The organism is Photobacterium ganghwense, assembly GCF_017329545.1.
Lineage (GTDB): Bacteria > Pseudomonadota > Gammaproteobacteria > Enterobacterales > Vibrionaceae > Photobacterium > Photobacterium ganghwense.
Genome location: NZ_CP071325.1, coordinates 3089355 through 3108148, shown reverse-complemented (window position 1 = coordinate 3108148; position 18794 = coordinate 3089355). Strand labels below are relative to the sequence as shown.

The 18794-nt window shown below is 56.7% G+C and carries 16 protein-coding genes; 4 read left to right on the top strand and 12 right to left on the bottom strand.

All coding sequences use genetic code 11. From position 1 onward, the window contains the following. The first annotated feature begins 32 nt into the window (after positions 1 to 32). Complete coding sequence (gene folA, locus FH974_RS13985) at positions 33 to 512, top strand: type 3 dihydrofolate reductase (protein WP_047883680.1); 480 nt, start codon at positions 33 to 35, stop codon at positions 510 to 512. 110 nt (positions 513 to 622) lie between these two features. Here the strand turns inward: folA and apaH are convergent, their stop codons facing one another. From apaH to lptD, 6 genes are all read right to left on the bottom strand, one after another. Next, positions 623 to 1438, bottom strand: coding sequence for a bis(5'-nucleosyl)-tetraphosphatase (symmetrical) ApaH (gene apaH / locus FH974_RS13980; RefSeq protein ID WP_047883681.1), 816 nt, complete (start codon positions 1436 to 1438; stop codon positions 623 to 625). 7 nt (positions 1439 to 1445) lie between these two features. Beyond that, positions 1446 to 1829 carry a Co2+/Mg2+ efflux protein ApaG gene (gene apaG / locus FH974_RS13975; RefSeq protein WP_047883682.1) on the bottom strand — a complete coding sequence of 128 codons (384 nt, stop codon included), beginning with the start codon at positions 1827 to 1829 and terminating at the stop codon, positions 1446 to 1448. Between the two features lie 78 nt (positions 1830 to 1907). After that, entirely contained in the window at positions 1908 to 2723 is an 816-nt protein-coding gene (gene rsmA, locus FH974_RS13970; protein WP_047883683.1) for a 16S rRNA (adenine(1518)-N(6)/adenine(1519)-N(6))-dimethyltransferase RsmA, read from the bottom strand. Then, positions 2710 to 3714: a 4-hydroxythreonine-4-phosphate dehydrogenase PdxA gene (gene pdxA / locus FH974_RS13965; protein WP_047883684.1), complete on the bottom strand. Its 1005-nt coding sequence runs from the start codon at positions 3712 to 3714 to the stop codon at positions 2710 to 2712. Before pdxA ends, rsmA begins: the two co-directional genes overlap by 14 nt. After that, on the bottom strand, positions 3701 to 5005 hold the full coding sequence (gene surA / locus FH974_RS13960) for a peptidylprolyl isomerase SurA (RefSeq protein WP_047883685.1): 1305 nt from the start codon (positions 5003 to 5005) through the stop codon (positions 3701 to 3703). Before surA ends, pdxA begins: the two co-directional genes overlap by 14 nt. Before the next feature lie 69 nt (positions 5006 to 5074). After that, the gene (gene lptD, locus FH974_RS13955; RefSeq protein ID WP_047883686.1) at positions 5075 to 7438 is read right to left on the bottom strand and encodes an LPS assembly protein LptD; all 2364 of its coding nucleotides are present in this window, start codon (positions 7436 to 7438) and stop codon (positions 5075 to 5077) included. A gap of 179 nt (positions 7439 to 7617) precedes the next feature. Between lptD and djlA the strand changes: the two genes are divergently transcribed. Continuing rightward, a complete protein-coding gene (djlA, locus tag FH974_RS13950) occupies positions 7618 to 8460 on the top strand; it encodes a co-chaperone DjlA (RefSeq protein WP_047883687.1) in 843 nt (280 codons plus the stop codon). Positions 8461 to 8730: 270 nt separating this feature from the next. On the opposite strand, the gene FH974_RS13945 is transcribed toward djlA, so the two are convergent. Both FH974_RS13945 and rluA read right to left on the bottom strand, forming a co-directional pair. Continuing rightward, positions 8731 to 9684 (bottom strand): D-2-hydroxyacid dehydrogenase, encoded by a 954-nt coding sequence (locus FH974_RS13945; RefSeq protein WP_207103360.1) that lies wholly within the window; start codon positions 9682 to 9684, stop codon positions 8731 to 8733. 138 nt (positions 9685 to 9822) lie between these two features. Next, complete coding sequence (gene rluA / locus FH974_RS13940; RefSeq protein WP_047883689.1) at positions 9823 to 10536, bottom strand: bifunctional tRNA pseudouridine(32) synthase/23S rRNA pseudouridine(746) synthase RluA; 714 nt, start codon at positions 10534 to 10536, stop codon at positions 9823 to 9825. Positions 10537 to 10546: 10 nt separating this feature from the next. Here rluA and FH974_RS13935 point away from each other — a divergent pair, with 10 nt between their 5' ends. Beyond that, the gene (locus FH974_RS13935; RefSeq protein ID WP_157038301.1) at positions 10547 to 10690 is read left to right on the top strand and encodes a hypothetical protein; all 144 of its coding nucleotides are present in this window, start codon (positions 10547 to 10549) and stop codon (positions 10688 to 10690) included. Here the strand turns inward: FH974_RS13935 and rapA are convergent. After that, positions 10677 to 13595, bottom strand: coding sequence for an RNA polymerase-associated protein RapA (gene rapA / locus FH974_RS13930; RefSeq protein WP_207103359.1), 2919 nt, complete (start codon positions 13593 to 13595; stop codon positions 10677 to 10679). The two genes, FH974_RS13935 and rapA, sit on opposite strands and share 14 nt — an antisense overlap. 344 nt (positions 13596 to 13939) lie before the next feature. Here rapA and FH974_RS13925 point away from each other — a divergent pair, with 344 nt between their 5' ends. Then, entirely contained in the window at positions 13940 to 15316 is a 1377-nt protein-coding gene (locus FH974_RS13925; RefSeq protein ID WP_047883691.1) for a PhoH family protein, read from the top strand. Positions 15317 to 15439: 123 nt separating this feature from the next. Here the strand turns inward: FH974_RS13925 and thiQ are convergent, their stop codons facing one another. Genes thiQ through thiB form a run of 3 tightly spaced genes read right to left on the bottom strand, consistent with a single transcriptional unit; the run spans position 15440 to position 18770 of the window. Continuing rightward, complete coding sequence (thiQ, locus tag FH974_RS13920; RefSeq protein WP_084712447.1) at positions 15440 to 16159, bottom strand: thiamine ABC transporter ATP-binding protein; 720 nt, start codon at positions 16157 to 16159, stop codon at positions 15440 to 15442. Then, a complete protein-coding gene (thiP, locus tag FH974_RS13915) occupies positions 16153 to 17724 on the bottom strand; it encodes a thiamine/thiamine pyrophosphate ABC transporter permease ThiP (protein WP_207103721.1) in 1572 nt (523 codons plus the stop codon). Before thiP ends, thiQ begins: the two co-directional genes overlap by 7 nt. Before the next feature lie 35 nt (positions 17725 to 17759). After that, positions 17760 to 18770 carry a thiamine ABC transporter substrate binding subunit gene (gene thiB / locus FH974_RS13910; RefSeq protein WP_047883693.1) on the bottom strand — a complete coding sequence of 337 codons (1011 nt, stop codon included), beginning with the start codon at positions 18768 to 18770 and terminating at the stop codon, positions 17760 to 17762. Positions 18771 to 18794 lie beyond the last annotated feature (24 nt).

Below are 18794 nucleotides of genomic sequence, written 5' to 3'. Positions count from 1 at the left end.
TCGGCACGGTAACTGAATTCCAAGGAGCAAAGATGAAGATCAGCATGATAGCCGCAATGGCCAAGGATCGGGTAATTGGCAAAGATAATGCAATGCCCTGGCATTTGCCAGCCGATTTCGCCTGGTTCAAAAAAGTCACCATGGGTAAGCCAATTGTGATGGGGCGGAAAACCTTTGAGTCGATTGGTCGTCCGTTGCCGGGACGTCAGAACATCGTGATCAGCCGCAATCCGGATTTTACGGCGGAAGGTGTCACGGTAGTATCGGATATCGCGGCTGCCCAGTCTGCGGCCGGTGATGTGGAAGAGCTGATGATCATCGGGGGCGGCAGTATTTATGAAGCGTGCCTGCCGTTGGCCGACCGACTGTACCTGACGTTTATTGACCTGACGGTTGCAGGGGACACCTGCTTCCCGGCCTGGGATGACACCTGGCAGGAAGTGCACAGCGAGTCCTACGCGGCTGACGAGAAGAATGCCCACGCCATGCGTTTTGTTATTCTGGAACGTTAACAGATAAAACGTCACTCAATCATACCCATAAAGAAAAGGCTGGTCGCTTAGCGCACCAGCCTTTTTACTTTTGTGCCTGCCACTTTCATACCGCGTTCAAGGTGTGTTGCTTACGCGTGAACCGGGCAGGCATGGGAAAATTGTGCACCGTCGTCCCAGCGCAACAGAGTCAGGCTGTTGCCCCAGACGCAGCCGGTGTCCAGTCCGATCACTTGCTCGTCCTGGTGACCCATCAGTGCCGCCCAGTGACCAAAGATCATGGTTTTGCCGATGGCCTGACGTGGCAGGCTGAACCAGGGCAGGAGCTCATGATGATCGATCTGCACTGGTGCTAGCTTGCATGCCATGTCAAGCCGCCCGTCCGGGTAGCAGAACCGCATGCGGGTAAAAGCGTTGATGATGTAGCGGTAACGCTCGATACCGTGCAGCGTCGGCTGCCAGGTGTCCGGGCCGTTGCCGTACATGTTTTCTAGCAACCATAAATAGCGGTCGCTCTGCAGGCATTGCTCCACTTCGCGAGCGGCATCACGGGACTGGCTCAGATCCCACTGCGGTGGGATTCCGGCATGGCTCATCACAAAATCGTGGTGCGGGTGCTCAGCCAGCAACGGCTGGTGGCGCAGCCAGTGCAGCAGCTCATCGCGATCCGGCGCGTCCAGCAGTGGCTGTAGCTTGTCTTTGGGCTTGTTTTTGGCAATGCCCTCAGCGACCGCCAGCAGGTGCAGATCATGGTTGCCCAGCACCGTGGTGGCGCGATCGCCTAACGATTTCACAAACCGCAGGGTTTCGAGCGACTGTGGCCCGCGGGCGACCAGATCACCGGTCAGCCAGAGTTCGTCGCGGGCAGGATTGAAACCGGCCTGATCCAGCAGCTGCGTCAGGTCATCAAAGCAGCCCTGGATGTCTCCGACCAGATATGTCGACATAGTTTCCTCAGTGGAGAATATTGGGCACAGAGAGACGGAACGGCGCGATTTCTGCCAGGAATTCATCCCCGTTTTCATCAGCCATCACGTAGTGGCCCTGCATGACACCCAGTGGGGTTTCGATGATGGTCCCGCTGGTGTAGGTGTATTCATCGTGAGCGGCGATAACCGGCTGTTCACCGACCACTCCTTCCCCCTCGATCACCAGCTTTTTGCCGTTGGCATCGGTGATCAGCCAGCGGCGGCTGAGCAGTTGGGCTTCGCTCTGGCCAAGGTTGGCAATGGTGATGGTGTAGGAGAAAACGTAGCGCTGATTGTCCGGCTCTGACTGATCTTCGATGTAGTGCGTCACTACCCGGCATTTTATGGTTGGGGTCACATTCGTTGTCATGGTAATGCATCCTTTCTTGGCGGGGGAGCAGACGCAGCGCCTGCTTCCCCGAGCGATCAACATGTGGTAGGCAGTGGCTTAACTGGCCTTGTGATTGGCATCCAGCCAGTTGGCCATGGCAACAAATTGTTCCAGAGTCAGGTTTTCAGGGCGTGTGCCCGGATTGACACCCAGCTCGACCAGTTGCTCTTCTGTCAGCAGTGCTTTGTAACAGTTACGCACGGTCTTACGTCGCTGGTTGAACCCTTCACGGCAGACACGGTCCAGCCATTTAAGGTTAGTACACGGATGTGGCAGTGTTTCGTACGGTGTCAGGCGGACAACAGCAGAATCCACTTTCGGGGCCGGTTTAAAGGCTGACGGTGGTACTTCCAGTACCGGCATCACTCTACAGTAGTACTGCGCCATGACGGTCAGGCGGCCATAAGCTTTGCTGCCCGGTCCGGCAGCCAGACGGTTGACTACTTCTTTCTGCAGCATGAAGTGCATATCCTGCACATGCTGGTGGAAAGTGAACAGGTGGAACATCAGCGGCGTGGAGATGTTGTACGGCAGGTTACCGAAAATACGCAGCTTGTTGTTTTCTTTGATCAGCTGAGTGAAGTCGAAGCGCATGGCATCGCCTTCATGGATGGTCAGCTTAGCGGCCAGATCCGGATGGTGGCGCAGACGCTCCGCCAAGTCGCGGTCAAGCTCAATGACAGTGAACTTGTCCACCTGCTTGCCAACTGGCTCTGTCAGGGCGCCCAGACCCGGGCCGATCTCAACCAGGTTCTGCCCCGGAAGTGGGTTAATGGCCGACACAATGCCGTCAATGATGTAAGGGTCGTTCAGGAAGTTCTGACCAAAGCGTTTTCGGGCGCGGTGGCCTAGGTGAACATTATCGCTGCTCATGTTTGTTCTTTTCTACCAATTCAAGGGCGTGCGATAGCGCTGTCCAAAGGCTACCGGTGTCCGCCTGTCCGGTACCGGCAAGTTCCAGTGCGGTACCATGATCTACTGAAGTTCTGATGAAGGGCAGGCCTAACGTAATGTTGACAGATTTACCAAAGCCTTTGTATTTCAGCACTGGCAGCCCTTGATCGTGATACATGGCCAGCACCGTGTCGGCATCGGCCAGATATTTTTCCTGAAAGATGGTGTCAGCCGGTAACGGGCCGATCAGATCCATGCCTTCATGTTGGCGAAGTTGCTCCAGCGCCGGGTTGATCACATCGATCTCCTCGGTGCCCAGACAGCCGTCTTCACCGGCATGCGGGTTCAGGCCGCATACGTAAATTTTCGGCTGGTCGATACCGAATTTGCTGACCAGATCGGCATGCAGAATCCGGATGACCTGCTGCAGGCGCTCTGCGGTGATGGCTTTCGACACGCAGGACAGAGGTATATGCGTCGTCACCAGAGCAACTCGCAGTCCTTCTGTTGCCAGCATCATGACAACCTGTGCGGTGTCAGCCTGCTGCGCAAAAAACTCGGTGTGACCGCTGAAGGAGACTCCTGCACGGTTAATCACCCCCTTGTGCACCGGGCCGGTGACGACCGCGGCAAACTCACCGCTCAGGCAGCCTTCGGCGGCCTGGGTCAGGGTATTCAGGACATAGTGACCATTGCGCTCGTCCAGTTGCCCAGCCACGACCGGCGCGGCCAGGTCGTGGTTAGCCACCACGATGGTACCCGCCTGATGCGGCACTGGCGTCTGTGCCGGATCATAATCAATCACGGACACCGGCAGGCCAAGCTGGGCTGCACGTTCTACCATAAGCTGGGCGTTAGCACAAATGACAAGCTGGTGGGGCCAGTTCTGCTGAACCAGCGCCAGTACCAGATCCGGGCCAATCCCAGCGGGTTCGCCGGGCGTGATGGCAATGCGTTTAACCTTGGTCATTAGCGTATTCCGGTTTTTCGATAAAGGCACCGGCACGCAGTTCCTGCAGCCAGGCCTGAGCTTCTTCATTAAACTTGCGGCTGAACAGGATGCGGTATGCACGGTTCTTCACCGCAGCGTCAGTACGGTCGACATTACGGCGATCCAGTACCTCGACAATGTGCCAGCCATGGACGGTTTTGAACGGCTCACTGATGTTGCCTTTTGGCAGGTTCTCAACCTTGTCTTTAAACTCAGGGACATAGACATCCGGCGTTTGCCAGCCCAGATCGCCGCCGTTCACCGCTGAGCCCGGGTCAGCACTCATTGACTGTGCCACATCAGCAAAGTTGCGCTCGCCGGCCATGATGGCACGACGGGCTTCCATCAGCTGTTTCTTCGCGGCATCGTCACTCAGGATCACTGACGTTTTGACCAGAATATGGCGGGCATTCACTTCGGTGACGGACACTGTCTCCAGCCCTTCAACCTGATTCACTTTCAGGATGTGGTAGCCCACTCCGCTGCGGAACGGACCGATAATGGCTCCGTTGCCCTGAGAGTCGATCTGATCGGCAAAGATCGTCGGCATCTCTTCTTTGCGCATCCAGCCCCAGGCACCGCCCTGCAGGGCTTTTGGCCCTTTGGAGTAGCTGTAAGCGAGGTTGGCAAAGTCGGCTCCGCTCTTGAGTTGGTTGACCAGATCCTGAGCCGCTTTGGCGACTTGGTCGCGCTCGGCCGCACTGGCCCCTTCTTCAAGGCGCAGCTGGATATGACTGATATTATAGCGGGTACCCTGTTGTTCATGCTGGCTCAACTGCTCTGCCAGGGTATCGACTTCCTGCGGCAGGATATTGATGCGGCGGCGTACCTGAATGGTGCGAGCCTCGCTGGCTGTCAGGTCGCGGCGCATCTGCTCGCGAAATTCCGGGTAGCTGATCCCGAAGCTGGCCAGTTCCTGTTGTAGTTGCGGAATGCTCATCTGACGCTCGGCTGCCAGCTGGGCAATCGCCTGATCCAGGCGGGTATCGTCGATACGGATCCCGAACTGATCGGCCTGTTGCAGCTGCAGGGTTTCGATGATCAGTTTTTCCATGATCTGATCTTTCAGAACCGTGTCTGACGGCAGCGGCTGATTCTGGCCGGCGGCATTCATGCGCACGGTTTTGAGCATGCTGTTGACATCGCTCTGCAGGATCACGTTGTTGTTGACGATGGTCACTACCCGGTCAAGCTCCTGAGGGGCAGCAAAACTGCCTGCCGAAAGGCCCAATAGCGCCATTCCTAGCAGGCTAGACTTCCAATTTTTCATAATCTTATCCATGTTGCGCCGGGGCGCGTTGTCTGGGCACCGGAAAGCGGGCTTTCCGGTGCTGGTCTCTTAATTATTCAGATAGAAAGGGCGGCCATAGCTGATGGCGTTGCTGTTACCAACAGAGCCCAGCGCCGGCGCACCGGCCAAGCCGATCAGGCTGAACGAAATACTGAAGTTCTGCTCGTATTCCGCGGCATCGCGGGTCACGTCAGCACGGGTTTTCAGGTACTCGTTGTAACCCAGGCTGATCATCCAGCAGGCGGTGCGGAAGTTCAGGCTGATCTGGCCTTCCAGCATCTGGTTTTCGTTCAGGTCGTGGTAGTAGTCACCGCGCAGCGTCACGCCATCATAAATCGGGAACCCGGTGGAGAAGCCCAGCTGGGAGATACCGTCTTTGGTGTAGCGGTTCAGCTGATCTTCATCCAGGATGTTATCCAGCAGGTACTCTTTCGAGATGAAGCGGTAGTTCAGCTGGCTGAAGACCGCGCCTTCACGGTATTCGATTGCCCCGTTGGCAAACTGAAGATCTTTCTTGCTGGCATCGTATTGCAGGCCACCGTGGAAGAACAGCCAGTCGTCATAGTTGAAATCGGACTCCAACGCGGTGGCGGAGTAGTTCGGTGATGACTCATTGCTGCTCTGCAGGTTCCGGCCGGCATTGTTGAGGTAGAAGATCTGGCCGACGGAAATGTTGAAGCGCTCGACGTAGTCGCTGTCAAAGAAGCGGGAACTCGCCCCCACCGTGAACTGGTTCGCGGCAGCAATACGGTCCACGCTCGAGTAGCGCTTGTCACGGAACAGGCCGTAGAAGTCGGTCTGCATCAGGGTGGTGTCATACGCATCGTAGATGCCGGACTGATCCACGTCCTTCACATACAGGTACTGTACCTGCGGCTCCAGGCTCTGGGTGTAGCCATCGCCCCAGAAGCTGGTATCGCGCTCCAGATACAAGCCGGAGTGCAGACGGATACTCGGGATGGTGCGGGACACACTTTCTTCCAGCTCCAGCCCTTTATCAATCAGTTCCTGGCTGCTCGGGTCGAATTCCTGATTGTAATAGGTGTACATCAGTTTGGCTTCTGAGGTCACCGACCACCACGGCGTGGCGTACGGCAGGGTCAGCGTCGGTTCGAGGTGAACCCGATCTGCCGTTGGCTTATCCGGGTCATCGTTGTCGAAGCGGCTGATATGGCCGTTGAGGTGGAAGTCCAGACCGTATGGCATATCTGTCTGGTAGTAGTTAGCTTCCAGTTGTGGCATCAGCTTGTAGTTCGATGACACGCCAAGCGTCAACGGCTGGAAGTTACGCACCCGCAGGGTGGAATCCCAGTTGTAGTCGCGGTACGACACTTCACCCGTCTGCAGCAGGTTGTTGTCTTCACGTTTACCGATACTGGAATCGATATCCGAGAAATAAGTCGGGTCGCTGACCTTGCTGTAGTCCACCTTAAACAGCCAGTGGGCGTTGTACATGCCGGTATGCGACCAGTTAAAGGCCCAGCGGTGATCGTTATCCTGAGCGTCTTTATCGTCGCCAAGGTATTCCCCGCTCAGGCTGCCGGAGCCCAGTTCTGTCAGGTAACGGAACTTGGAATTGAGCTGCAGGCCACGGTTCATCATGTACTTCGGCGTGATCGTCATGTCGTAGTTGGGCGCGATGTTCCAGTAGAACGGCGTCTCAACCTCGAAACCGTCCCGTGAGCCGTAGCTGACCGACGGATAAAGGAAACCGGTCAGACGCTCTTTGCCGACAGGCACACGTAGGTACGGCAGGTAGAACACCGGAATTTCGGCGACTTCAAAACGGGCGTTGTACAAATCGGCAAACGGCGAGTCATTTTCGTGCTCGATACTGGTCGCGGAGAACTGCCAACTTTTGTCGCCCGGCGGACAGGTGGTGTAAGTGCCGTTTTTAAGACGGTAGTAGGAAATGCCGTTTTTGGTGACACGCTCGGCCTCACCGCGACCGGCTTCGCAGGTCATGTTGTAGACCGCGTTGTCCATCTGGGAGTCTTCGGTATCAAGGTTGCTCTCGATCCGATCGGAATATACTTCGATGGCACCGTCGTGGAAGTAGACGTTACCCTCGGCGATGACTTTGTTTTCAGGCTGGTGCAGCGTCGCGACGTCGGCGGCGACGGTTCGGTTGCCCTGGCGCACGACCACATCACCGGAGTAGGTGACACTGGCTTCGTTGACCGCCTCGGCCCGATCGGCCGTGACGCGGATCGGTTCGTTATTCGGGTCTGCCGGTCGTTGGCTCGGGTCCAGACAAACGCCACGTACCATCGCCAGCTCATCGTTTTCATCACTGACCGCAGATTTGTCGTTGGTGTCGGAATGAGTCGCTGGGTCGGCATACGTCATCGACGGGCCGAAGAGTGCCAGGCTGATCAGAGTCGCCAATAAGCTGCGGGAGTTGGATGACATCTAACTAAACGTTCCTGTAATTAAAAGTTTTTAGCGCATTGATGATTACTGGCCGGGTTTGGGCAAGCATTCCCGGTAAATGCCAGCTATGATAATGCAAATTCTACCCGACAGCATCTTTTGGCGTTATTGTATCGGGTCAAGTATAAAAAATTTAGCAAATTACCAGAGAGTAGCGAATGCAGGTTTGGGGCAAAATCTTAGGGGCATTTTTTGGTTTCCTCCTTGGTGGGCCGTTTGGTCTGTTGTTAGGTCTTTTTTTAGGCCATAAGTTCGATAAAGCTCGCGCAAATGTTTATTACGGCAGCGGTTTTGGTGGTTTCGGTGCCGGTCAGGGCAGCAATACCCAACGTCAGGCCGCGTTCTTCCATGCCGCGTTTGCGGTTATGGGCCATGTGGCCAAAGCCAAAGGCCGGGTCACAGAAGATGAAATCCGGGTAGCCAGCCTGCTGATGGACCGCATGGGACTGCATGGCGAGTCCCGCCGTCAGGCTCAGGATGCCTTCCGCGAAGGGAAATCCGAAGACTTCCCGCTGGAAGACATCCTGATGCGGGTACGCCAGGGCAGTGGTGGCCGCGCTGATCTGCTGCAGTTTTTCCTGGAGTTACAAATTCAGGCCGCGTTTGCGGACGGTAACCTGCATCCGAGCGAGCGTCAGTTGCTGCATACTATCGCCCGTCTGCTGGGGTTCTCGCCGCAGCAGTTGGAACAACGTCTGCACATGCAAGAAGCGGCGTTCCGCTTTCAGCAGGGGCAATACCAGCATCAGTATCAGCAGGGCGGTTTCCGGCAGGCACCCAGCCGCGATCAGCTGGCAGATGCTTACGAGCTGCTCGGTGTCAAAGACACGGCCACATCGCAGGAGCTTAAACGCGCTTACCGTAAACTGATGAATGAACATCACCCGGATAAGCTGGCTGCCAAGGGGCTGCCGCCTGAGATGATGGAACTGGCCAAGCAAAAGACGCAGGAACTGCAGGCGGCATACGATTTGATCCGCAAGGTCAAAGGCTTTAAATAGTCGCCATCTCTGTCTGAGCAGGACTTACTGCAATGGTAAGTACCTGCTCACCTTTCCCTGCTGTTCCTGCAGTGCTGCGTGTGCGTTTCGCCGTTGTTCGGCCTGATTTCCTTTCCTTTATTCTGATTCGTTTCCCGCTGTGATTACTTGTCCGTTCTGGCCGTTGCGCTGGATGTCCTTTACGTTTGGTGCCGCTGATTAAGGTGCCCGACACTCCCGAGGCGAAATGCTTCTGACGCGATAGGCCTCTTGATCATGTGGGCGCCTGAATTACACCTGATTCTGTGGCCGACCTTCAACAAAGGCCGTGATGTTGTCGATCAGCTGGTTCGCCAGCGTCTGAATCGCACTGTCGGATCCCCAGGCAACATGCGGGGTCAGAATCAGATTTGGTAAGTGGCTGCTTACTACTAGTGGGTTATCAGCCGGAGCTGGTTCCTGTGTGAAGACATCGATACCGGCACCGGCCAGTTTCCCGTCCTGCAGCGCCTCAACCAGCGCCTGCTCGTCAACCAGTCCACCTCGTCCGGTATTGATCAGCAGGGCACTGGGCTTCATCTGTGTCAGTTCCGGCTGGCCGATCAGGTTGCGGGTGTGATCGCTCAGCGGGCAGTGCAGGGTAATGACATCGGCTTGTGCCAGTACGTCGTGAAAAGGGGTGTAGCCGGGACGGCACTGCGCGGCACCTTTGTGCTCGGCAAACAGCACTTTCATGCCCAGACTTTTCACCAGCCCGGCCACCGTTTTACCCAGGCTGCCGGCACCAATCACGCCCAGCGTGGCACCCCGGATATCGCCGATGGGATGGGTAAAAAAGCAGAATTGTCCCTTTTCCTGCCAGACGCCGTTCTGGACATCACGGTGGTAGCCCAGCAGGTTTCGGCGTAGGGCAAACATCAGGGCAATAACATGTTCAGGGACGGAATCGGTGGCATAGTCGCGGATATTGCTGACTACGATGCCATGCTCGCGGCAGTAGTCGAGATCGACGTTGTTGGTTCCGGTCGCTGCGATTGCAATCATTTTCAGTTGCGGCAGCTGGCGCAGGATATCGGCACTGAGGACGACTTTGTTGGTGATGGCGATGGTGGCGTCTTGCAGCCGGTGCACCACCTGCTCGGGGGCTGTGGCTGGAAAAGCCTGCCACAGATGGGTAAAAACGGGTTGTGGCAAATGAATGTGGGCAGGAATCGTATCCCTGTCGAGAAAGACTATGGTTTCCATACGTTCGGCTTTTTCCAATGAGGTTAGTGTCTGCTAGTTAACACTAACCTCCCCGTCAGGCTCAAGTCCTGTGTGCCGAAATCAGATCTCAGACGGTTAGATACCCGACGCCAGATATCAGACGTCAGATATCAAACGTCAGATATCAAACGATAGCGGCGCAAGGGTGCGCTGCGGTGCGTCCGGGTAGAAATCACATGGCGCGAACAGGTGCATCGGCTCGCCGCTGCGCGGATGGAAAAAGTTCAGCTCGGCTGCGTGGAGCTGCAGGCGGTTGGCCATGGCCTGGGCTTCTTCCTCGGCATAAAAACGGTCGCCCAGTATCGGGTGGCCGATAGCCAGCAGGTGAACCCGCAGCTGGTGTGAGCGACCGGTTATCGGACGCAGGCGTACCAGTGAACTGTTATTGCTGCGCTGGAGCACCTGATAATGGGTGACTGACGGCTTGCCGTCCTCAAAACAGACCTTCTGCTTCGGGCGGTTTGGCCAGTCACAAATCAGCGGCAGATCAATGGTGCCTTCGTCCTGGGCAATTTCTCCCCAGGTACGGGCGTAGTAGACCTTCTCGGTCTGACGCTCGCGGAACTGGGCTTTGAGCTGACGTTCGCTGTGCTTGTTCAGTGCCAGTACAATCAGGCCGGAGGTGGCCATGTCGAGCCGGTGAATAATATGCGAGTCCGGATAATCCGCCAGCACCCGGGCATAAATGCTGTCGTGAAAGGCCGGATCTCGTCCCGGATTGGACAGCAGGCCAGACGGCTTGTTGACCGCAATAATGTCGTCATCGAGGTAGAGAATATCCAGCCACGGATCTTTAGGCGGATTGTAATCAAGCTCTGGCAGTTTGCTCATCGGAAACCTGGTGTTATGGTCAATCGGGATGGAGAAGGGCGGCGATGATAGCACACTTGATGAGTGCGCCCAATGGTTGTCGAGCGGAGACAAAAAAGCCGCCGGGGTCACCGGCGGCCTGGGAACGAAATCGGCTGAGATTAGCCGTGGCTGACCACGATCAGGCGCAGCGAGTCCAGCTGTACCTGAGCCTTGGCAATGTAGCCGGTCAGATCGTTGATCTGGCTGTCAATCTGGTCCAGCTCGTCGTCACGGATGTTCGGGTTGACAGCTTTCAGGGCCTGCAGACGATCCAGTTCGCTGCGCAGACGGGTTTCCATGTCGGTCTGGGCATCACGGCGGATGGTTTCCAGCTCCTGCACCACGGCTTTCTCTGCAAATTCGATCAGGGTGTGGATCTCTTTTTGCACTGAATTCACCAGCTTGCTGCCCAAATGACGGTTGACCGGGCTCAGCTGACGGTTAAAGCCTTCAAACGCCACGTTGGCGGCCAGGTTGTTGCCCTTGGCATCCAGCAGGATACGGATCGGAGTTTGTGGCAGGAAGCGGCCGATACCGGACTGTTTCGGTGCCTGTGCATCCACCACGTAGACCAGTTCCAGCAGCAGGGTACCGGCCGGCAGGGCTTTGTTCTTCAGCAGCGAGACGGCGGTGGTGCCGACACCTTCAGACAGCAGCAGGTCGATACCGCCCTGAATCATCGGGTGCTCCCAGCTGATGAAGTGCATGTCTTCACGTGCCAGAGCCGTGTCACGGTCAAACGTGATGGTGCAACCGTCGTACGGCAGGCCCGGGTAGCTCGCCACCATCATGTGTTCTGATGGGGTGACCACGATGGCATTTTCGCCCTTGTCTTCCTGATTCAGGCCGATGGTGTCGAACAGGCCAAGCGCGAAAGTCACCAGATTGGTGTCGCCGTCTTTGGCAGCAATTTCGTCAACCAGCGCATGGGCTTTGTCGCCGCCGTTCGAGTGGATTTCCAGCAGGCGGTCGCGGCCTTGCTCCAGCTTGGCTTTCAGGGTCTGGTGCATGGTGGCGCTCTTTTCAATCAGCGCTTCCAGGGCTTCGCCATCCGGCTTGTCGCTGGCCAGCAGGGTGATCAGATCGTTGCTGAAGGCATCGTAGATCGCCCGGCCGGTCGGACAGGTTTCTTCAAAGGCATTCAGGCCTTCGTTGTACCAGCGTGCCAGCAGTGCCTGCGAGGTGCCCTGCAGGTGCGGGATATGAATCTCGATATCGCGTTTTTGCCCGATACGGTCAAGACGACCGATACGCTGCTCCAGCAGATCCGGGTTGCCCGGAAGGTCGAACATCACCAGTTGGTTGGCAAACTGGAAGTTACGGCCTTCCGAGCCGATTTCTGAACACAGCAGAACCTGAGCCCCGTCTTCTTCCTGAGCAAAGTAGGCGGCGGCTTTGTCACGCTCAATGATCGACATGCCTTCGTGGAACACGGTGGCACGGATGCCTTCCCGCTCACGCAGCGCCTGCTCCAGTGTCAGTGCCGTCTGGGCGCGGGAGCAGATCACCAGGACTTTCTCCTGACGGTTCGCTTTAAGCATGTCCAGCAGCCAATTCACCCGTGGGTCAAACTGCCACCAGGTCGCCGAATCGCCTTCGAACTCCTGATAGATATCTTCCGGGTACAGCAGCTTGGCGACCTTCTGCTCGTCGGTCATGGCACCGCCCATCATGCTGGCTACGCGCATTGCCGTCTGGTACTGGGTCGGCAGCGCAAGCGGGTACATGTTCAGGTGACGCTGCGGGAAGCCTTTGATGGCGGCACGGGTGTTACGGAACAGAACCCGGCCGGTGCCGTGACGGTCCATCAGGTTGTCGATCAGCTCGCGGCGGGCCACGTTCTGTTGCTCGGCATCAATATCACCGGCTTCCAGAATGCGCAGCATCGGCTCGATATCCTGTTCCGGCAGCAGCTCGACCAAGGCATTTTTGGCGTCATTGTCCAGTTTCTCACCCGACAGCAGGCGCGAGACTGCGTCCGCCACCGGGGCGTACTGGCGCTCTTCTTCCACGAAAGATTCATAATCGTAGAAGCGATCCGGATCCAGCAGGCGCAGACGGGCAAAGTGGCTTTCGTGACCCAGTTGCTCCGGGGTCGCGGTCAGCAGCAGTACCCCAGGGGTATTGTCGGCCAGCGCTTCAACCACTTGGTACTGGCGGCTTGGCTTGTCTTCGCTCCACTCCAGGTGGTGCGCTTCATCGACTACCATCAGATCCCAGCCGGCGTCCAGCGCCTGCTCGAAACGGCGACGGCTTTTGCGCAGAAAATCCAGAGAACAAAGAACCAGCTGTGCCGTATCAAAAGGGTTAGCCGAATCGGCAAAGGCTTCGACACAGCGCTCTTCGTCAAAAATGGAAAAATGCAGGTTGAACCGGCGCATCATCTCGACCAGCCACTGGTGCTGCAGGGTTTCCGGTACCAGAATCAGGACACGCTCGGCACGGCCAGACAGCACTTGCTGGTGGATGATCATCCCGGCTTCAATGGTTTTACCCAGACCTACTTCATCGGCCAGCAAGACACGCGGCGCGTAACGGCGGCCGACTTCATGGGCAATGTACAGCTGATGCGGGATCAGACCGGCACGCATGCCGCACAGGCCACGCAAAGGGCTCTTGTGCTGTTCGTACTGGTTTTTCAGGGCGCGGTAACGCAGGGCAAAACGGTCCATACGGTCAATCTGACCGGCAAACAGTTTATCCTGCGGTTTGTTAAAACGGATCTGGTGGCTGAGGAGGAGCTCACGCAGCTGGACGTTTTCTTCGCCGGTATCGGTGCGCGTACCCACGTAGGTGAAGACTCCCTGGTCTTCCTCTACCTGCGTTACATTAAGGGACCAGCCCTCATGGCTTTCTACCACATCACCGACATTGAACATTACGCGGGTCACTGGGGCGTCACTGCGGGCGTAGAGGCGGTTCTCTTCGCTGGCCGAGAACATCAGGGTGACCGTTCTTGCATCCAGGGCAACAACGGTTCCCAAACCCAAATCACTTTCAGTATCACTGATCCAACGTTGACCCAAAGCAAATGGCATAGTGGTTAAAACCTTCTAATTATTTGAAATTAAGGAGAATGCGAAGCCGATGCCTCAGCATTTATAGACTACACTCAAAGATATAATAACCATGAAGTGACACGCCGGCTGTCGAACGCGGCCAATCGGTATATAAGTGTAGCCAGAATCTGCACCGGTAAAAAAGGCGAGTAATGTTACTGCAAGCCGTGAGCAAGGTCACGGTCAAAGTTCGAAGAAAAGAGGATAAGGAGGCTGTCACATTTATTTCATTATCTCCGGTCTTTAATAGTGTCAGAGGCTGTTTGGCTGAGACTGACGCAATGCGGCATCACTGCCGCCGATTTGTTACCAAGGAGGTACTTATGGATGAAGTTGAAAGGAAAGTCTTTGTACTTGATACCAATATTCTGCTTCATGAACCCCTCGCCATCTATTCATTCAAAGAACACGATGTCGTCATTCCGATGACAGTGCTGGAAGAACTGGATCGGATCAAAGATACCAAACGTGATGTGTCCCGTGACGCCCGAGTCGCCATCCGGGCGCTGGAAGACATTTTCCACGATGCCACCCCCGAACAAATCGCCGAGGGGATCCCGATCAGCCGCCATGGCGAGTCGTTGGGCAAAATCGCTATCTTCGCCGACTATGAAGTCACGGAAACGGTGCATGCCTTTGCCGACAAGGCCGGTGACAACCGGATTCTCAACGGGGTGCTGTTCCTGCAATCCCACTACGCGCCACGGGAAGTGGTACTGATCACCAAAGACATCAACATGCGGCTGCGGGCCAAAGGTGCCGGGGTTTATTTCGTCGACGACTACCGCTCAGACCAACTGATTGATGATGTGCGGATGCTGACCAAAGGGTTCTATGAGTTCCCCGGCAGCTTCTGGGAGCGAGTGGGCGAGTGCTACTCGGAAAAAAGCGGCCGCTCGACGCTGCATACCTTACCTGCCGAGTTGTTTGAAGCGCCATTTATCAATCAGTATCTGCTGGACAAGGACAGCGACTTTGCGGGACGGGTACAGGAAATTGAAGACGGCAGCGTGACCCTCAAAGACATTGGCCGTGAGCGCTTGATGCACCGTCAGGCGTGGGGGATCCATCCGAAAAACATCTACCAGGGCATGGCGCTCGATGCACTGATGGATCCGAGTATTGATCTGGTGATCCTGACTGGCCCGGCGGGCTGCGGGAAAACCATTCTGGCGCTAGCTTCTGCGCTGGAGCAGGTCATTGAAAAAGGGATGTACGACAAAATCATCGTCACCCGCAACACGCCGGAGATCGCCGAATCGATAGGTTATCTGCCGGGTACCGAAGAAGAAAAAATGCTGCCTTGGCTGGCGGCGGTCACCGATACCATGGAAGCGTTGCATAAAAACGACGTCTGTACCGATGGGTCGATGAAATACATCTACGACAAAGCCAACATCCAGTTTAAATCGATTAACTTCATGCGGGGACGCTCTATCCAGAATGCATTTGTGCTGCTGGATGAGTGCCAGAACCTTTCCGCCTCACAAATCAAGACCATCATTACCCGTTGTGGGGAAGGAACCAAGTTGGTGTGCTCGGGCAACCTGGCACAGATTGACTCCAGTTACCTGTCGCCCGTGACCTCAGGGCTGACGTATATCGTTGAACGATTCAAGAATTTTGAGGGCAGTGCCAACATTTATCTGAATGGCGTTGTCCGTAGCCGCCTGGCTGAATTTGCTGAGGAAAACCTCTGAGCCGGTGGCAGGGGCTGGCTGCCTGACAGCGAAGGATGAACCGGTTATGAGCGAATATCACAGAGAAAACCGGTTCTCCTGTCAGCCGGATCTTACTGGCCGCAACCAGCATCACAGCATGGGCTAAACGCCCAGATACTGCTTCAGTTTTTTATCTTCCGGCCTGCCCAGCACTTGTTGGGCAGGCCCAAACACCCGCACTTCCCCCTGTTCGATAAAGGCACATTTATCCGCGATTTTCAGTGCGTCCTCCGGACTGTGCGTGACCATCAGTACGGTGGTGAGCTGCTCGCGTGCCAGTTTCTGGACCAGCTGGAGCATGTCGTTGCGCAGTGCCGGGTCGAGGGCGGAGAAAGGCTCATCCAACAGCAGCAGCGGCCGTTGGCGGATCAGGCAGCGTGCCAGCGCAACCCGCTGGCGCTGGCCACCGGACAGCTGTTCCGGCAGGCGATCGAGATAGCTCTGTAACCCGACCCGGGCCGCCGCGATCACGACCTGCTCTTTTTCCTCTCGGCTGAGCTGAAGGCCGGGATGCAGGCCAAGACCGATATTTTCAAAGACCGTCAGATGCGGGAACAGGTTGTGCTCCTGAAACAGGATCGACAACGGACGCCGGGCTGGAGGGACGCCGATAACCGGTTGGCCGTCGATGGTCAGGCTGCCGCTGTCCGGTTCAAGAAAACCGGCAACCATCGCCAGCAGGGTACTTTTGCCAGCCCCGCTCGGACCGAGCAGGGCGACGATATCTCCCTTGTCAGCCTGCAAGTCAAAGCACAGTTGGGTCGTGCGATCGCGGTGCATCGGGTCAGTGTAAGCGTGGCTCAGTTGGGTCAGGGTCAGCATGAAGGTGTCCGAATCAGCAGTTTTTCAACCAGCGTAAAGAGCCCGAGGCTCAGGAGTAACAGGATCAGGGCTGCTACCGCAGCAGCATCCATCTGGTAGCTGCCCAGCAGGTGCAGCAAATAGAGAGGCAGGGTCTGGAAATCCTGACTGCCGAACAGGGCGATGGCGCTCAGATCACCGAGCGACAGGACAAAGCCGATTGCCATTGCCTGCGACAACGGTTTTTTCAGCGCGCGCCATTCGACCAACTGCAGACGGCGCAGGCCGTGCATGCCTAGGCTGTGGCACAGCGGATCATACTGCTGGGCGACATGAAGCATCGGCTGGCTCAGGGTTTTCAGCACATACGGTAGCGCCATCAGGGCGTTGACCGCAACCACCACCCAGAATGCCGCCCCGAAGGCATCGGTAAACTGGCGCAGCAGCAGGAACAGGCCGGTGCTGATCACCAGCCCCGGGGTAACCAAGATCACGGTGCCGATCAGCTCTAGGCCATCCGCCCGCCATCGGGCGCGATGCAATCGCCATTGGCGGCTGGTCAGCAGAATGGCGATCCCGCCAAGCAGGGCCAGCAGGCAAGAGCCAAGGGCGATTTGCAGCGAGTGGCTGATCGCCTGCCACAGTGAGGGATCCTGGAGCAACGTCAGGGTTTGCGGGTTCAGCCCGGCACTGATCACCGCCAGCAGCGGTGGCAGTACCAGCAGCAACACCAGGCTGAGCCAGAACCAGTCCCAGACCTTGCTGGCCAGGCTGTCGAACTCATCTGGACGCGGTTTTCCGGTGGACTGGCTGGAGGTCGCCAGCGGCTTGGCCAGACGCTGGGTTAGCAGCACCAGGCTGCAGCACAGCAGCATTTGCCACAGTGCCAGCAGGGCTCCGCCAGCCAGATCGAAGTCATAACGCAGCGCCTGATAGATCGCCAGCTCAATGGTTGTGGCCTTGGGGCCGCCACCCAGTGCCATGATGACCGCAAAACTGGTAAAGCACAGCATAAAGACCAGCCCGGCAGCATGGGGGAGCTGCTGGCGCAAACGCGGCCAGGCAACGAAACGGAAACTCTGCCAGCTCGACAGGCCAAGGTGGCTGGCCAGCTGATGCTGTTCATAGGGAATGCCTTCCAGACACTGGTGCAGCAGGCGGGTGGCCAGCGGTAGGTTGAGGAAGACGTGGGCCAGCAGGATGCCCTGCAAACCATAAATGGAGAACGGCTTGTCACCGGTCAGCGACACCAGCCACTGGGTGAGCAGGCCGTTGTTGCCGTAAATCGCCAGCAGGCCAAAGACCGCCACCAATACCGGCAACACCAGCGTCATGGCAAATAGCCTGAGCAGCATAGCCTTGCCGGGAAAACGGCGACGGGACAGGGCGTAGGCGACCGGAATGGCCGGCAGCACGCTGAACAGGGTCGACAGGAACGCCTGCCAAAAGGAGAAGCGGGTGACATGGCGCAGATACGGATCCTGCCACAGGCTGGTGAATTGCAGGTCGCTGGCCTGGCTGATCAGGGCGCCCAGCGCGCCCAGTACTAACAGGCTGATCAACCCGGCCGTGATCAGGCCGGGCATTGGGGTGGTGCGATGTGTCAAGATTACGTGCCTGTTTACTGAGTCAGAGCGTGTTGCCATTCACGGATCCAGCTGCGGCGCTGGGTCGCGATCTCATCGGCCGTGAATTCCAGCGCTTTAGCGGGCAGCGTCAGCTGCTCAAAACCTGCTGGCAGGGCTTGCTGGGTGACCGGGTACATCCAGTTACCGGTTGGGATCACCTGCTGGAAGGTGTCGCTCAGCATGAAGGCCAGGAACTGATCGGCCAGCTTCTGGTTATCGCTACCCTTCAGCTTGGCGGCAACTTCAACTTGCATGTAATGGCCTTCGCTGAAATCCGCGGCCTTGTATTTGGCGTCGTTTTCCGCGATCAGGTGATAAGCCGGCGAGGTGGTGTAGGACAGCACCATATCAGATTCCCCTTTCAGGAACATGCTGTAGGCTTCTGACCAGCCTTTGGTGACTGTGACGGTTTTCTTGGCAAGCTGCTGCCAGGCTTCACCGGCTTTGTCACCGTAGACTGATTTCACCCACAGCATCAGACCCTGGCCCGGCGTGGAGGTGCGTGGATCTTGATAGATGATCTTCAGATCGTCACGCTTAACCAGTTCATCAAGGCTTTTCGGCGGATTCTTCAGCTTGCTGCTGTCGTAGATAAAGGCAAAATACCCATAATCAAAAGGCACGAATGTGCTGTCTTGCCAGCCAGTTGGCAGCGCCAGTGCCGGCATGGTCAGGTGATGCTCGGCTAGCAGGCCGGTTTTTTTGGCTTCGCTGATCAGGTTGTTATCCAGACCCAGCAGAATATCGGCCTTGGTGTTTTTTCCTTCCAGACGCACCCGGTTCAGGATTGATACTCCGTCATCCAGGGCCACGAATTCCAGGTTACAGCCGCATTCGGCTTCAAAGGCTTTTTCCACAGCCGGTCCCGGTCCCCACTCCGAAGCAAAGGAGCTGTAGGTGTATACCGTCAGGGTGTTGTCATCGGCCCAGGCGGTGCCCGCGGCGAGAGAAAGGGTCAAAATAGGTAGTAGCTTATTCACTGTACGCTCCTGATACGCTTGCATCCGGCAAGAGAGGGGAAATTAGGG